12 protein-coding genes, 1 tRNA gene, 1 other RNA gene and 1 pseudogene are annotated in these 15,218 nt (G+C 57.2%); 9 read left to right on the top strand and 6 right to left on the bottom strand.

Annotated features, from left to right (window positions below):
* Positions 1 to 60: 60 nt before the first annotated feature.
* The 5 genes from fumC to C4S59_RS09220 all read right to left on the bottom strand — a co-directional run bounded on the left by fumC (position 61) and on the right by C4S59_RS09220 (position 4,421).
* A complete protein-coding gene (gene fumC / locus C4S59_RS09245; RefSeq protein ID WP_103910151.1) occupies positions 61 to 1,455 on the bottom strand; it encodes a class II fumarate hydratase in 1,395 nt (464 codons plus the stop codon).
* A 156-nt stretch (positions 1,456 to 1,611) separates the two neighbouring features.
* Positions 1,612 to 2,103 (bottom strand): SspB family protein, encoded by a 492-nt coding sequence (locus C4S59_RS09240; protein WP_103910150.1) that lies wholly within the window; start codon positions 2,101 to 2,103, stop codon positions 1,612 to 1,614.
* Between the two features lie 79 nt (positions 2,104 to 2,182).
* On the bottom strand, positions 2,183 to 3,448 hold the full coding sequence (gene chrA, locus C4S59_RS09235) for a chromate efflux transporter (protein WP_103910149.1): 1,266 nt from the start codon (positions 3,446 to 3,448) through the stop codon (positions 2,183 to 2,185).
* Positions 3,449 to 3,682: 234 nt separating this feature from the next.
* Positions 3,683 to 4,034, bottom strand: a transfer-messenger RNA (tmRNA) gene (ssrA, locus tag C4S59_RS09225).
* Positions 4,035 to 4,064: 30 nt separating this feature from the next.
* On the bottom strand, positions 4,065 to 4,421 hold the full coding sequence (locus C4S59_RS09220; protein WP_103910147.1) for a DUF4345 family protein: 357 nt from the start codon (positions 4,419 to 4,421) through the stop codon (positions 4,065 to 4,067).
* 196 nt (positions 4,422 to 4,617) lie between these two features.
* On the opposite strand from C4S59_RS09220, the gene C4S59_RS09215 reads away from it, so the two are divergent.
* The 8 genes and pseudogenes from C4S59_RS09215 (at position 4,618) to C4S59_RS09180 (ending at position 12,212) form a co-directional block, all read left to right on the top strand.
* On the top strand, positions 4,618 to 6,039 hold the full coding sequence (locus tag C4S59_RS09215) for a cryptochrome/photolyase family protein (RefSeq protein WP_103910146.1): 1,422 nt from the start codon (positions 4,618 to 4,620) through the stop codon (positions 6,037 to 6,039).
* Between the two features lie 101 nt (positions 6,040 to 6,140).
* Positions 6,141 to 7,349: an SAM-dependent methyltransferase gene (locus C4S59_RS09210; RefSeq protein ID WP_103910145.1), complete on the top strand. Its 1,209-nt coding sequence runs from the start codon at positions 6,141 to 6,143 to the stop codon at positions 7,347 to 7,349.
* An 8-nt stretch (positions 7,350 to 7,357) separates the two neighbouring features.
* A complete protein-coding gene (locus tag C4S59_RS09205; protein WP_103910144.1) occupies positions 7,358 to 7,798 on the top strand; it encodes a TrgA family protein in 441 nt (146 codons plus the stop codon).
* A gap of 3 nt (positions 7,799 to 7,801) precedes the next feature.
* A complete protein-coding gene (locus tag C4S59_RS09200) occupies positions 7,802 to 8,929 on the top strand; it encodes a gamma-glutamylcyclotransferase (protein ID WP_103910143.1) in 1,128 nt (375 codons plus the stop codon).
* 60 nt (positions 8,930 to 8,989) lie between these two features.
* Positions 8,990 to 10,021 (top strand): cysteine synthase A, encoded by a 1,032-nt coding sequence (locus C4S59_RS09195; protein ID WP_103910142.1) that lies wholly within the window; start codon positions 8,990 to 8,992, stop codon positions 10,019 to 10,021.
* Between the two features lie 115 nt (positions 10,022 to 10,136).
* Positions 10,137 to 10,856 (top strand): alanyl-tRNA editing protein, encoded by a 720-nt coding sequence (locus tag C4S59_RS09190; RefSeq protein ID WP_103910141.1) that lies wholly within the window; start codon positions 10,137 to 10,139, stop codon positions 10,854 to 10,856.
* An 80-nt stretch (positions 10,857 to 10,936) separates the two neighbouring features.
* Positions 10,937 to 11,026 (top strand) — tRNA-Ser (locus C4S59_RS09185).
* Between the two features lie 349 nt (positions 11,027 to 11,375).
* A pseudogene (locus C4S59_RS09180) lies at positions 11,376 to 12,212 on the top strand (DUF3883 domain-containing protein).
* 36 nt (positions 12,213 to 12,248) lie between these two features.
* On the opposite strand, the gene C4S59_RS09175 reads toward C4S59_RS09180, so the two are convergent.
* Positions 12,249 to 12,815, bottom strand: a complete 567-nt coding sequence (locus C4S59_RS09175; RefSeq protein ID WP_103910140.1) for an endonuclease domain-containing protein — start codon at positions 12,813 to 12,815, stop codon at positions 12,249 to 12,251.
* Positions 12,816 to 12,967: 152 nt separating this feature from the next.
* Between C4S59_RS09175 and C4S59_RS09170 the strand changes: the two genes are divergently transcribed.
* Complete coding sequence (locus C4S59_RS09170) at positions 12,968 to 14,194, top strand: IS256 family transposase (RefSeq protein WP_103910139.1); 1,227 nt, start codon at positions 12,968 to 12,970, stop codon at positions 14,192 to 14,194.
* The last annotated feature ends 1,024 nt before the right edge of the window (positions 14,195 to 15,218 follow it).

Genomic DNA, 15,218 nt, shown 5'->3' with positions numbered 1-15,218 from the left:
GTCGAAAAAAATCGCGATCTTTTCAGACCGCGATCATTATTTCTAGCGATGACTGATGGATCAGTCTTTCGGGCCGATCATGTCCTCGGGGCGGACAATCTCGTCAAAGGTTTTTTCGTCCACAAAGCCCAGTGCAATCGCCTCTTCCTTCAGGGTCGTGCCGTTCTTGTGGGCTGTCTTGGCAACCTTGGTCGCGTTGTCGTAGCCGATGGTGGGGGCCAGCGCTGTAACCAGCATCAGGCTTTCTTTCATCAGCTTGTCGATCCGCGCTTCGTTCGCTTGGATGCCGGACACCATGTTGTCGGTGAAGGCCGACGCGCTGTCACCCAAAAGCTGCATGGATTGCAGCACATTGTAGGACATCATCGGGTTATAGACGTTCAGTTCGAAGTGGCCCTGAGAGCCTGCAAAACCAACAGCGGCGTCATTGCCCATGACGTGTGCGCAGACCATGGTCAGGGCTTCGGCCTGTGTCGGGTTCACCTTGCCCGGCATGATGGACGATCCTGGTTCGTTTTCCGGCAGGATCAGTTCGCCCAGACCGGACCGCGGGCCGGACCCCAACAAACGGATGTCGTTGGCGATTTTGAACAGCGATGCGGCAACGGTTTTCAACGCGCCCGAGAACATGACCATTGCGTCATGGGCGGCCAGTGCCTCGAACTTGTTGGGGGCGGTGACAAAGGGCAGGCCGGTGATTTCCGCGATGCGCGCGGCGACCTTGGTGTCCCAGCCTTTTTTGGTGTTCAGACCAGTGCCAACTGCGGTGCCACCTTGCGCCAGTTCGTAGATGTCGGGCAGGCAGGCTTCGACCCGTTCGATGCCTTTGCGCACCTGATGCGCATAGCCCGAGAATTCCTGACCCAGCGTCAGTGGTGTTGCGTCTTGGGTGTGGGTCCGGCCGATCTTGATGATGTCTTTGAATTCATCCGATTTTGCCTCAAGCGCAGCCGCCAGTTTGTTCAGACCGGGCAGCAACACGTCACGCGCCTGAAGGCCGATGCCCACATGCATGGCTGTAGGAAAGGTGTCGTTCGACGACTGGCCCATGTTGCAGTGGTCGTTCGGGTGCACAGGGGACTTGGAACCCATCACGCCACCCAGAATTTCAATCGCGCGGTTCGAGATGACCTCGTTCGAGTTCATGTTCGACTGGGTACCAGACCCCGTTTGCCAAACAACTAGCGGGAAGTTGTCATCGAATTTGCCGTCGATCACTTCCTGCGCGGCTTGACAGATCGCGTCGCCGATTTCGGGCTCCATGTTGCCGAATTCGACGTTTGTCTGGGCGCAGGCCTTTTTGATCGCGCCGAGGGCGCGGATGATCGGCACGGGCTGACGTTCCCAACCGATGGGGAAGTTGATGATCGAACGCTGTGTCTGTGCGCCCCAGTATTTGTCTGCGGGGACTTCAAGCGGGCCAAAGCTGTCCGTCTCGGTGCGGGTTGCGGTCATTTGGCGCTCCTTTCTGTATGCGATTGCATGCCGTTTATCGGGGCAACAAAAAATGTTCAACGCAAAGCAGGCGGGAGCCTGCTTTGATCACATGTTTTTCATCGTTATTTTTAAAGGAGTTCAGCGCAAGCTGAGTGCTTGCGCTAACGGCCATGCTTACTTGCGGAAGCTGTCGAGGCTGACGATATCCGCATCTTTCTTTTGCGGCTTTTCTTCAGGCTCGTCGGTGTCATCCTCGGCTTCTGCTTCTGCGGGCGCCGCATTTGTCAGGTGCGGACGCTGTGCATCCTCTTCCTCAGACGATTCAAAGCGCAGACCGAACTCAACGGAAGGATCAACGAATGTCTTGATCGCGTCGTAAGGGATATACAGCCGCTCGGGCGCATCGCCAAAGTTCAGTGTGACCGCAAAGCCTTCGTTGGTGACGTCCAGATCTTCGTACCAGTGTTGCATAACGACGGTCATTTCGCCGGGATAGCGATCCGACAGCCAGTCAGCGATTTCGACATCGGGGTGACCGGTGTCGAAGGTGATGAAGAAATGATGGTCCAGCGGCAGCCCATCCTTGGCAACGCCTTCCAGAACCTCTTGGATAAGGCCCCGCATCGCGCGATGCATCAGATTGCCATAGTCAATTCCGCCGGTCATATGGTCGTTCCCTTCAGTGTTGCGCTTACAATATTCGATTCCGACGGAAACGGAAGGCCATTGAAGCTGAAAAATCGTGCTATCCAATGACGCCATAGTGGTACAGGCCAAGCCCCGCGATTACGGTCAGAACCAGCGTCGTCAGCACAGAAAGATGCCGCCAGAACAAGGCCAATCCGGCAAGCGCACTAAGCAGCAATGTCGGAACCGATACACTGGACAGAACCGGCCATGTGACCGATACGATCCCGAAGGAATGGCTTTGGACGTCTTCGAAAAAGACATGAAGCGCGAACCAGATCGACAGGTTCAGGATAACTCCGACCACAGCGGCGCTGATGGCGCTAAGGGCACCTTGCAGCCGCGGTCTGGCAAGCAGGCGGTCCAGATGTGGGGCAAAGGTGAAGATCCACAGAAAACAAGGCACAAACGTCATCCAGAGCGTCAGCAGCCCGGCGATCAGTGCAAACGCTACGCCCGCATGTTCGTATCCGGTCACCATGCCGACAAACTGCGTGACAAGGATCAAGGGGCCGGGGGTCGTTTCAGCCAGACCAAGCGCATCAACCATCTGTTCAGGGCTTAGCCAGCCGCGGATGGTGACAACCTCTTGCGCCATGTAAGCCAGAACTGCGTAGGCACCGCCGAATGTGACAACCGCCAATTTCGCAAAGAATGCGCCCAGTTGGAACAACAGCGTTTGATCCATAGCCCACAAAACAGCCAATGGGGCCAGCCAGAGCACAAGCCAGAAACCGGTTTGCCTGAAGGAAAACGGCAGTGACGCGGGTTTATCCGTATCGGTTGTCGGCGGAGTGCCCTGAGCCATTGCGCCGTAAATCGCGGCAAGGATCAGAATGACAGGGAAGGGCAGATCAAATAGGAAAATCGCGCAGAACGACAAAAGCGCGACCGCCCAAAGGCCCGTCGAGCGCAGGCTTTTCTTGGACAGCCGATAGAGGGCCTGCAAAACGATCATAATGACCGTCGCTTGGATGCCGACCAGAACGGCCTGTGCTTCGGGACGGGCCCCGAAGATCGAATAGGACAGTGCAAGAACCGCGATCACGAACGCACCGGGAAGCACAAAGAGCAGTCCTGACAGCAGCCCACCCAGAATCCCCGCGCGTTTCCAGCCAACGTAAGTGGCCAGTTGCATCGCCTCGGGCCCGGGAAGAAGCATGCAAAAGCTGAGCGCATTCAGGTAGGTGCGTTCGTCCAGCCATTTCTTTTCTTCCACGATCACGCGATGCATCAATGCGATCTGTGCTGCGGGACCGCCAAAGGACAGCAATCCGATACGCCCGAAGGCCTTGGTCAGGGGGCCGAAAACATTTGCACTCATGTGGTGGCCTCCTTCGATTGTGCGAAATGGGCATCGCAAATCGCAAATGCCTGTGCCTGTGCCTGTGCCTGTGTGACATGGGGCAAAGAGGGCATGTAGGGATCGCACGTCTCAATCATATGGTGAAGCGATAGGGGAAAGGGCCGGACCAAGTCCAGCAGTTCTTGCACCGTCGTGATCGGGGCTGAAAACCGATCAGTGTCAGCGTGCAAATAGGTTTTCAAGTGTGTTGGAAGTGCAGGCTTCTGTTGCCAGGTGCCTGCGAACCCCGCCAGACCTTGCTAGAGGGCTGGGCTTAAAGATCGATCACTCGAACTGCTTACGCAGCCAGAGCAACCGGAGCACGATTGTCGTTTGCAATTGTACTGTTTGAACCGATAACGGTGGTATCTCACCGGGACAAAGCAAAACCCCTTTAGACGTTCGTCGATCCTATTTCGGCCCCATGGTCCTCAAACGAAGGAGTTTTGGTGGAGCCGCCGGGTACCGCCCCCGGGTCCGATCCGCTTATTACGAGCGCGTTTATGTCCATAGTCCCTTGCGGAACACTGTGAATATAAGGGCTTCGTTTGGCGGTGCAAAGGGGGGTGAGCCGGAATTTTGGTGAAATCCCCGATTAAGCAACGATCAGGTTGTAGCCGACCAGCCAAGCCGCAAATGCCGCTTCGATTGCAAAATAGAGCAGCGCCTTTGAACGCGGCGGGGAATCCATAAAAATGGACAGCAAGCGCCCAGATGCGGCACCGACATAAGCGATGCCCATCATCCCGTAGGCCATGGGCGTGCCGATCAGGATCGCCCCAAGGCCCAAAGCGACAAACAATCCACCGGTAGAGGCCCGTATCTCGCTAAGACCCATGTTCGTTCTGATCGGTTCCAGATCCAGAACCGGGGCGGTCCAACGCGGGGCGATAAAGCCGAATGCGCCAAACACCGCGGTCAACGCGGCCAGAATGATGTTGATGATGTCCATGGGCAGGGTGCCTGTCTGAATAGGTTTATCGTTGGTTATAACCTAGCGCGTGTCAAAGCTTTGGACAGGGGCGGTGCATTCAAACCCTGCATTCTGCGGGCCGTGCCGGAACAAATGGCCGATTTTGTGTGTTGGTCTGCATTGACCCCGAATTTTCCGTGCTAGTTTGCACTGTTATCCAAGAAACGAGGCCACTTTGTCAGACAAAACAGCAGCAATTTGGTGGGTGCGGAAAGACCTGCGTCTTAGTGACAATCCGGCTTTGACAGCCGCGGTCGAGTGCGGCGTTCCCGTCATTCCCGTCTTTATTCGCGACTGGCAGGTCGATGCGCTGGGCGCGGCGCCCAAATGGCGGCTTGAACAGGGGCTGCATCAACTGGACAAAAGCCTGCGTGACAAAGGCAGCCGCCTGACTGTTCTTTCGGGCCCTTCCAAGGAAGTGCTAACCGATTTGGCCAAGGAAACCGGTGCCAAAGAAGTTCACTGGAACCGGACGTATGACCCCGAAGGCGTCGAACGTGACACAGCGGTCAAGTCCAGTCTCGAGGACATGGGCGTCAAAGGGCAGGGGCATGCAGGCCATTTGCTGTTTGAACCATGGACTGTCGAAACCAAGCAGGGCGGTTACTATAAGGTCTACACGCCATTCTGGCGTGCCGTGAAATCCAACGACATCAGCGAAGCGCTCAGCACTCCCGGAAAAATCCCAGCGCCGGATCAATGGCCGGACAGTCAGGATTTGTCTGAACTGCAGTTGGGCAAAGCAATGTATCGCGGGGCGGATGTTGTCGCGCGTTTCGCGCGGGTCGGGGAAAGCGCGGCACACAGCCGTCTGGGCGCCTTTGTGGCATCGATCATCGAAGGCTACGATGAAACCCGCGATCTTCCCTGGAAGGACGGCACGTCGAACCTGTCGGAAAACCTTGCGCTGGGCGAAATTTCCCCTCGGCAATGCTGGCACGCTGGGTTTCGGGCACGGGAAGACGGCAAGGCGGGGGCTGAAACGTTTCTGAAGGAACTGGTCTGGCGCGAGTTTGCCTATCATCTGATGTGGCACACGCCGCAAATCCTGACAGAGAACTGGAAATCTGACTGGGACGCGTTCCCTTGGAACACGGATGAGCGAAAGGCCGAGGTGCAGGCGTGGAAGCATGGCCGCACCGGCATTCAGTTCGTCGATGCCGCGCTACGTGAGATGTACGTCACCGGCCGGATGCACAATCGTGGGCGGATGATCGTTGCATCTTACCTGTGCAAGCATCTGATGTGTCATTGGAAAATTGGCCTCAAATGGTTCGAGGACTGCCTAATCGATTGGGACCCTGCATCCAACGCGATGGGGTGGCAATGGTCTGCTGGGTCGGGCCCGGACGCGACGCCCTATTTCCGCGTGTTCAATCCGGTGACCCAGTTGGAGAAGTTCGACAAGGACCGGAAATACGTCAAACGTTGGATCGCTGAGGGGCGCAAAAATCCGCACGAAGATGCGTTGGCTTACTTCGATGCGATCCCGAAAACATGGGGGCTGTCACCTGATGACAATTACCCCGATCCCGTGGTGACCGCCGACAAAGGACGGCAGCGGGCGCTTGATGCATATGAAAACAGGGACTTTTAATGACTAGTACGGACGCTTGCCAGACCACCAATGCCCCGCTTAGCCTAGGTCTTAACAATGACCGCCAGAATATGGGCGGTGTCGCGCTACAGGGGGCTGACATGGTTTTGACAGACACGACCAATCAAACGGGTCTGCCGCGGTATTTCAAACACGTGTTCGACATCGCGCAGAACATGGAGAGCGGCCGTATCGATTTTGTCTTACCCGATGGGCGTCGCTTCCGTGCCGAGGGAAAAAAGCCCGGACCTGTGGCAGAACTGAGAATTCACAACCCCGACATCTTTGCGCGTCTGATCCGCGAAGGTGATCTGGGTTTCTGCGATGCTTATCTTGACGAATGGTGGTCGACACCGGACCTGATGGCGTTTCTTGATCTGATCCACGCAGGTGGCGACGACGTGTTCGACGGATTTCCGGGGCAGGGGCTTGTCCGTGCGTTCGAAAAACTGCGGTTCTGGCTGCAATCGAACTCCAAGCGTCAGGCGCGCAAGAACATTTCCTACCACTATGATCTGGGCAACGATTTTTACGGTTTGTGGCTGGATGACACGATGACGTATTCGTCGGCGCTGTTCAAAACAGGGCAGGAAAGCCTCGAAAAAGCGCAGATGCAAAAGTACGAAAGCATGGTCGATCAGATGGGCGTGAAACCCGGTGATCATGTGCTGGAAATCGGCTGTGGCTGGGGCGGGTTCGCTGAATACGCAGCCAAAGAACGCGGCCTGAAGGTCACCGGACTGACCATTTCGCAAGAGCAGTTCAAGTTCGCGCAAGAGCGGATCGCCAAGGCCGGCCTGCAAGATCAGGTAGAATTTAAACTTCAGGATTATCGCGACGAGCGAGGCAGCTATGATGGCATCGCGTCGATCGAGATGTTCGAAGCTGTCGGCGAAAAATACTGGCCCGTCTATTTCGAAACGGTGCGAAATCGCCTGAAACCCGGCGGGAAAGGTACGTTCCAGATCATCACTGTCCAACATCGCCGCTGGGAAGTTTATCGAAAGGGTGTTGATTTCATTCAGAAATACATCTTTCCCGGGGGCATGCTGCCATCGCCCGTCGTTCTGCGCGAAGAGATCGAAAAGGCTGGTCTGGATGTCGAAGGCTCAATCGAGTTTGGCCCCAGCTATGGTCAAACCCTCAGTCGCTGGTATGACACATTTAACGAAAAATGGGACGAGATTCAGAAGTTAGGATTTGACGAACGGTTCCGGAGAATGTGGAACTTCTACTTGGCGTCCTGTTCTTCGACTTTTAATTACGGAAACTGTGACGTCACCCAGATTACCGTAATGCGACCAAAATAAAGATTGAGATGCCGACATTTTCGAAACTTATATGTGGGGCCCTGCTGGCAGCGCTGGCCGTATTGGTATCGGAAATGGTCAAACCCAATCTTCCCTCAGCCTATGACGTGTCGCGGTTCGATTACACGAACGCAGCCATCGCCTTTGCCATGGGGTGGAAACTTGTCGGACGTCAGGCTGGCAGGGGTATCTGGAATAGTATCGCAAACGGAATCACAGCGGTCGCGTCGACCGTGTTTCTGGTTCTGCTGTATTATTCCATCGGCTTCATGGTTCAGGAATCCTTCAAATCCAAATACGACAACATTTTCGAAGCGATTGATGGGATGCTGGGGCAGTTCGTCGATCTGTGGGAATACATCAATTACCCGCAGATCTTTGCCGTCCTTGCCGTGGGTATGGTCGTGATCGGAATGGCCGGCGAATACACAAAGCGCCGCTGGGATTAAACAATGCCGTCATCGCTGTTTTTCTATGGCACGCTGTGCCACTTGCCGCTGCTCGCGCAGGTCTTAGGACGGTCGATTGAGGATCTGGATGCGAAACCGGCGATCTTGCCGGGCTACGCCAGCTATCTTGTCAAAGACGCGGATTTTCCTGTTCTGGTCGCCGACAGCACCGCATTTGCAGACGGTATCTGGGTCAGGGATTTGTCAGCGCAGGATATTGCGCGGCTGGATTTTTACGAAGGTGGATTTGGCTACCGTCTGGAAACCGTGGTAATCACGGTTGATGAACGTGCAGAGACTGCACAGGTCTATTTTGCGGATCAGACCTACGATCTTGAATGCTCATGGCGCTTGGATGACTGGGCTGCAAAGTGGGGAGAGATCACGGTGATCGCGGCCGGAGAGGTCATGGATCATTTCGGCAAGACAGACCCCGAAACAATTCGCCCGTGGCGTCCGTTTTTTGCAGATCGGGCTTGGGCCAGCATTCTGGCACGCGATACAGGGCCGCAAACGCTGCGAACACGGATGGGCAAAGGGGATATTCCCCTGTTCCGCAGGCGCGGGGGCTATGATGGGTTTTTCCGTTTGCAGGAAATCGAAATCCAGTACCCGCGTTTCAGCGGGGGGATGAGCGACGTTCTTCAACGCGCAGCTTTTGTCGCTTATGACGCTGCGCTGATCCTGCCCTATGATCCCAAAACAGATCGTGTTCTTTTGATAGAACAACTGCGCTACGGTCCCTTGGCCCGTGGTGACGATGCGCCGTGGGTGTTGGAGCCTGTCGCAGGACTGGTCGATGCCGGCGAAGCGCCAGTTGACACCGCAATGCGTGAAGCACTGGAAGAAACCGGTCTGTCCATCAGCCGCGTTGAAGTCATGCCAAAGGCATATGCATCCCCCGGCTATTCGACCGAGTTTTTTCATTGCTTTGTCGGGCTTCTGGACCTACCAGAAAAGCCGTCCTTATTGGGCGGGCTGCTAAGTGAAAACGAAGATATCAAAAGCCATATCGTGTCCTTTGACCACGCCATGTCGTTGATCGAAACAGGCGAGATCAACGCCGTTCCGTTGATCATGATGCTGTACTGGCTGGATCGTGAACGCGATCGGCTGCGCAGGTCGGCTTGAGTTCCGCTGCTACGCGGCTTACACCCGTTTCAAGAACAACGCTCAAGTAAGGATTCAGTCATGCATATCGCGGGTGATCTGGCCGCTGCCGTGGGAAATACGCCGCTTATCAAGCTGCGCAAAGCCAGCGAGATGACGGGATGTACCATTCTGGGCAAGGCCGAGTTCATGAACCCCGGCCAATCGGTCAAAGACCGTGCAGCTTTGTACATCATCAAGGATGCCGTCGAAAAAGGCCTGCTTGAACCCGGTGGTACAATCGTCGAAGGCACAGCTGGCAATACGGGCATCGGCCTTGCGCTGGTTGGCGCGTCGATGGGCTTTAAAACCGTGATCGTCATTCCTGAAACGCAGTCTCAGGAAAAGAAAGACATGCTGCGCCTTGCAGGTGCGGAACTGGTCCAAGTTCCTGCCGCGCCTTATAAAAACCCGAACAACTATGTGCGCTATTCCGGTCGTCTGGCCGAAAAGCTGGCGAAAACCGAAAAGCACGGCGCGATCTGGGCCAACCAGTTCGACAACGTTGCAAACCGTATGGCGCATGTCGCCACAACCGGCCCAGAAATCTGGGATCAGACCGGCGGCAAGGTTGATGGCTTCATCTGTGCTGTCGGCTCAGGCGGTACGCTGGCGGGCGTGGCCGAGTCGCTGCAATCCAAAGGCGTGAAAATCGGTCTTGCAGATCCAATGGGCGCCGCGCTGTACAGCTACTACACCACGGGCGAATTCAAGTCCGAAGGCGACTCGATCACCGAAGGGATCGGGCAGGGCCGCATCACAGCGAACCTTGAAGGCTTCAAACCGGACTTCGCCTATCAGATTTCCGATCACGAAGCGCTGCCCATCGTATTCGATCTTCTGTCCGAAGAGGGCCTTGTCATGGGCGGCTCGACCGGTGTGAACGTCGCTGGCGCCATCCGCATGGCGCAGGAAATGGGACCGGGCCACACGATTGTGACGGTGCTCTGTGACTACGGTAACCGCTACCAGTCCAAGCTGTTCAACCCGGAATTTCTTGCAGGCCGCGGTTTGCCGGTTCCGTCATGGTTGGACCGCGCACCGGCATCGATCCCCGGCGTTTTTGAAGACTGATAAGTCAGCAAGATCGGGTACCGGCCCGACTTGCTTTGACAGCTATAAAATGGCTTGAATGATCTGCGCCCCCGTGGCGCAGATTTTTCTTTTGGTCCCGACGTAGGAACAGAAAATGACCACACCCGTCTTTCGTGAGAACCCCATGCAATCCATTCTGGAGGCGCAGGTCACCGCCCATACGCCGGAAGGGGGCATCGTCTGCGATCAAAGCATTTTCTACCCCACAGGCGGCGGTCAGCCCGGCGATAGTGGGCAGTTGCTGTTGGATGAGCAGGTTTGGGATATCGCGACGACAGTGAAGGGCGAAGGCGACCAGATCGTTCTTGTGCCCGCAGAACCCAAACCCCTTCCTCCGGTGGGAAGCGCGGTTCAGCAACGCCTGGATTGGGGGCGGCGTATGTCCCACATGCGGGTGCACACGGCCCTGCATCTATTGTCCGTTGTTCTGCCCTTGCCGGTCACAGGCGGTGCGATTGGCGAAGGTAAGGGGCGTCTGGATTTCTTGATGCCTGAGCCGCCCTCGGACAAGCAGGCGATCGAGGATGCGGTGAATGCGCTGATCGACCAGAATCTGCAGGTTTCTGACGAGTGGATCACCGAAGCAGAACTGGATGAGAACCCTGACATGGTGAAAACCATGTCGGTCCAGCCACCACGTGGTTCAGGACGCATACGCCTTGTTCGGATCGGGGAAGGGGACAGCACCGTAGATCTGCAACCGTGCGGCGGCACACATGTCGCCAATACGGGCGAAATCGGGCGTATCCGTATCGGAAAAATTGAAAACAAAGGCAAACAGAACCGCCGCGTCAACCTGCTTTTGGAAGGTTGATGTTAGCAGGTGGATTTTGTTCAAATTTATGACAATTCGCCCCTTGCACTTACCCTTCAGTTTCCATTAGACGGGTCGACGGAGAGGTGGCCGAGTGGTCGAAGGCGCACGCCTGGAAAGTGTGTAGGCGGGGAACCGTCTCGAGGGTTCGAATCCCTTCCTCTCCGCCATTTGCACATCGCAAACCCGAGATAAGGTACCTGACGGGGCCTTTTTTCTTTTTGTTTCAAAGGGGTTTAGCGAGGCCATTCGACTTTCGGAGACTGGCGTTTCGGCTGAAATCGGTCTCTGAAAGCCCAGCGTCTCTTTCCATCCGCCCTTCACTCAAATCGAGACGTATTCAAAATTGTTTTCCTTTCCAAATGCTTGGCAAAAATTGATTGCGCCGCAGTTGAGGCAGGTTCGACCGCTATCGACACCATCAGAGACACCCGAAGGCGGCGTGGTCGTGCGGGGTGGTGCGAACGGTCGCGAGAAGTCGTTTGTGACAAACAGACTTTCCGCTCATAGCCTGGCGGCATGTCGAACGGGCCCTGGACAGATGCAGAAAACGACCTGATCGTCGCGGATTACTTCGCGATGCTGGCTGAGGACATGGAGGGCCGTCCATACAATAAGGCTCAGCACCGGCGCAGCTTGATGCCCCTTTTACGGAGCCGAACTGAAGGCTCGATCGAGTTCAAGCATCAGAATATCAGCGCCGTATTGAAGGGGCTCGGCGAAGATTGGATCCGCGGCTACAAGCCAGCGTTTAATTTCCAGATGACCTTGGTTGATGCTGTGGCGCGCTGGTTGGCACGGAACCCGGCCTGGCTTGGGCGGATGCCGAGCTCGCGACCAGCAAATGGTTTGCGCGAGGCTGCGCAGATCTGGATTGGACCGTCACCGACAATGTCTAACCAACCACCGCCGCAGGAGCTGGAGCAAATGCTGCATGTCGCACGAAAATTCGACGTTGCAGGCCGGGACGAGCGCAACCGGGCCCTCGGGCGCGCGGGCGAGGAACGTGTGTTGGTGCATTAGCGCGCGGCATTGCGGAAAGCAGGACGGGACGATCTGGTGCGCAAGGTACGCTGGGTGTCTGAAGAAGACGGAGACGGTGCCGGTTACGAAATCGCGAGTTTCGCCCCGGACGGGCTCCCGCGGCTGATCGAGGTCAAGACGACGAACGGATGGGAGCGCACGCCCTTCCACATCACTTGCAACGAACTGGCTGTGGCCGAGGAGCGCCTGTCGGAATGGCGTCTGTTCCGGCTGTGGAATTTCTCACGTGCGCCGAAGGCGTTCGAACTGCATCCGCCGCTGGACGCGCATGTCTCACTGACCGCGACGACGTTTCAGGCCAGCTTCCACTGAGATCCCCTGAGTGGACTTATTCGCGTTGTGGCGTGGTCATAACTGGCGCCCGAAGTACTCCTCTTCTGAGACGCCAATCACGCGATTTTTCCGGGACAGTGCCTCCCGCCAACCAGAACGCAATTTCGAGATCAACTTCTCTCTGCACCCAAATACTTCGGAGTTTGTGATCCGCAGGATCGTGATGTCGAATTTCGCGCAATCGGCGTCTTTGAGCTTGTCTCTGTGAAGTTGATGGCCCGTCAGATGGATTGATCCATCGACCTCGACTGCCAAACGGATCTCCGAAAAGAAAAAGTCCACGATCCATTGTCCCGAAATAACGTGCTCCCGGACAAATTTCTGACGCAGCACTCCGTCATTGAGAGCGTTTAAAATTCGGGATAGTTCAGCCTCCGCTGGTGTCGGGTTCGCACGACGATAATCTGCAAACTCCAGGATCTTGCTACGCTTCCGGCCATCATTGAAGAACGCAGGTTCGCCAAGTGCGCGAGCCATGGGCACACCGACCCCGGTTGCAGTTGATGGCGGCTTCTTACCTAGCGGCTTTGCTCTGCGCTTTTTTTCTTTTTCGCCTCGCGGCGCTCGAACCATTTCTCCCATTCTGCGTCGCTTCTAGGCATGTGCGGATGTCTGATGGCTTTGTTCCGTTTGGGGTCGTGTCTCGGAGTTGGTGGAAATTTGAAGTCGGCGTAATCTCCGGGTGAACATCCACCCACCCAACCGGCGGCGGCAACCGCCAGGGAGATCACGCCATGAACCAGATTACCGACTCCGCGAGCTTTGCGCTACTGGCCCATGAGGCCGGGTTCGATCCGATCGAGGAGCGGCTGCGGATGAACGTCCGCGCGACCATTGAGGCCGTATTCGAAGAGGAACTGGCCGGCTTTCTCGGCCGCCGGCGCTACGGCCGGGGCACCGGCCCCGCGAAGAGCTATCGCCACGGACACCGTGAGCGGCAACTCACCGGCACCTTCGGAACCGAGACGGTGCGGGTGCCGCGTGCCCGGATCGAGGACGAGACGGGCAAGGTGACAGAATGGCGGTCGAAGGCGCTGCCCCGTTACCGGCGCCTGACCAAGAAGGCCGAGGCCCTGATCGCCGCGGTATACCTCGCGGGCACCAACACCCGCCGCGTCAAGCGGCCGCTGTTCGGGCTGTTCGAAGGCGCCGTTAGCAAGGACGTGGTCAGCCGCGCCTGGCGCAAGGTGAAGGTTGACTGGGACGCGTGGTGCGCGCGCAGCCTCGCCGATGAGGACATCGTTCGCCTGATCCTTGACGGCACCGTGATCAAGACACGTCTGGATCGGAAAGCCACGAACTTCTCGGTGCTGGCGGCTATCGGCGTGCGTCGTGACGGTCAGAAGGTACTGCTTTCCATCAGGAACATGGGCGGGGAGAGCACCGCCGCCTGGCGGCAGTTCCTCGATGACCTTGATGCCCGCGGCCTAAAGAAGCCCGAATTCGTGATCGTAGACGGCGCCCCGGGGTTGGAAGCTGCACTTGTGGGGCTGTGGGGCGATAAGCAGCCAATCCAGCGCTGCACGGTTCACAAGCACCGCAATCTCCTCGCCCATGCCCCGAAGCACATGCATAGCGAGCTGACCGAGGACTACCGGGACATGATCTATGCCGACACCCCGGCCGAGATCGAGAAGAGGCGCAAGGCGTTCCTCCGCAAGTGGCGCCTGAAGTGCCGCGCCGTAGCCGATAGCCTGGAGGAAGCGGGCGACCGGCTCTTTACCTTCACCCGCCTCGATCCCTCGCAGTGGAAATCCGCTCGGACCACCAACGCCATCGAGCGCCTGAACGAGGAGTTCCGCCGCCGCATCAAGACCCAGACCATGCTGCCCTGCGCCGAGACCGTGCCGATGCTCCTCTGGGCGCTGCTCGCATCCGGCCAAATCCAGATGCGAAAGGTCGACGGCTGCGAAACCCTCTCTCGGCCTCTCGAACCCATGCCCCTTGACCTCGCAGCCTGAAAATCCGATCCCCCACATGCCCGAAGCGCGCCGCCAGGGAATTTTCAAAGCTTTCGTGACACGACCTCCGTTTGAATGGAGCATATATGTCAACTGTACCGTAACAAAGGGCTTTGAGGTAGAACGCTCGTTCAACAGTTCTAAGTCAGCCGAACACTTGCTCAAACTGCTCCCCCCACGCATCCCCTGCTAGAAAACACAAATCATAGAGGCTGACTGCCGACGCCTCCCGCCCGCAGGTCAGGCGTTTCAGCACCTCCGGTGACAGATAGGCGAGCCGCAGCTGCCTGCTGACATGGCGCTCCGCCAACCCAACAGCCTCGGCCAGTTCCTGGATCGTGGCGAACTCACCGGCCTCTATGCGCCGCCGCCATCCCCATGCCCGGCCGATGGCGCGCAGGATATGAGGATCTTGGGTATGGTCCTCGCTAGGGCGGTAGTCAGCTGGCGGCAGCGCAGGGGGCGATCCTGCCGCTGGTGTCCCATCTCGACACGCTCAGGTGGGTCTTCATGGCATTGGCGCTGGCGGGGATCGCCGTCACGGTCTGGGCGCGGGTCGATGATTGGAAGCGAGGCGTGCGCTGATGTGGGGGGGCTTGCTGGCGGGGTTTCTCACCCGACCATGGGTGCGATGGGCGGCAGGATTTGCTCTCACAGGATTCACTATCGCCCTATTTATACTCAACCTGCGCCGAACGGCCGAGCGCGCAGGCCGCGTTTCTGAGCGGCTGGAAACTCTGGAGCGTAACAATGCCATCAACCGCCATATGCTGGAGGCGGCGGCTCGCCGTCCTCGCGATCGCGACGAGCTGGTTGACCGCCTGCGCGGGGGTGGGTTCTGAAATCCCATACAGCGCTTGCCCCCTGTGATGGAGTACCGCCGGGCGGAGCAGGCGCGCGTGGCTGATGAAGTGGCGGCGTTGCCAGACGGGGCCGTGATCCCTGAGTGGCTGGCAGACTATGCCGTGTTAAGGGATCAAGTGCGGGCGTGTCGATAATTGTTCATATTTTGTTCTCAATGATC

The organism is Thalassococcus halodurans, from assembly GCF_900108225.1.
Lineage (GTDB): Bacteria > Pseudomonadota > Alphaproteobacteria > Rhodobacterales > Rhodobacteraceae > Thalassococcus > Thalassococcus halodurans.
The sequence above is the reverse complement of the archived record's forward strand: the minus strand, read 5'-3'. Positions and strand labels throughout refer to the sequence as shown.

Bases quoted from the DNA above. Each gene is read 5' to 3' on its own strand.
- fumC (WP_103910151.1), bottom strand. From the start codon at position 1,455: ATGACCGCAACCCGCACCGAGACGGACAGCTTTGGCCCGCTTGAAGTC.
- C4S59_RS09240 (WP_103910150.1), bottom strand. From the start codon at position 2,103: ATGACCGGCGGAATTGACTATGGCAATCTGATGCATCGCGCGATGCGG.
- chrA (WP_103910149.1), bottom strand. From the start codon at position 3,448: ATGAGTGCAAATGTTTTCGGCCCCCTGACCAAGGCCTTCGGGCGTATC.
- C4S59_RS09220 (WP_103910147.1), bottom strand. From the start codon at position 4,421: ATGGACATCATCAACATCATTCTGGCCGCGTTGACCGCGGTGTTTGGC.
- C4S59_RS09210 (WP_103910145.1), top strand. From the start codon at position 6,141: ATGGTTTTGACAGACACGACCAATCAAACGGGTCTGCCGCGGTATTTC.
- C4S59_RS09205 (WP_103910144.1), top strand. From the start codon at position 7,358: ATGCCGACATTTTCGAAACTTATATGTGGGGCCCTGCTGGCAGCGCTG.
- C4S59_RS09200 (WP_103910143.1), top strand. From the start codon at position 7,802: ATGCCGTCATCGCTGTTTTTCTATGGCACGCTGTGCCACTTGCCGCTG.
- C4S59_RS09195 (WP_103910142.1), top strand. From the start codon at position 8,990: ATGCATATCGCGGGTGATCTGGCCGCTGCCGTGGGAAATACGCCGCTT.
- C4S59_RS09190 (WP_103910141.1), top strand. From the start codon at position 10,137: ATGACCACACCCGTCTTTCGTGAGAACCCCATGCAATCCATTCTGGAG.
- C4S59_RS09175 (WP_103910140.1), bottom strand. From the start codon at position 12,815: ATGGGAGAAATGGTTCGAGCGCCGCGAGGCGAAAAAGAAAAAAAGCGC.
- C4S59_RS09170 (WP_103910139.1), top strand. From the start codon at position 12,968: ATGAACCAGATTACCGACTCCGCGAGCTTTGCGCTACTGGCCCATGAG.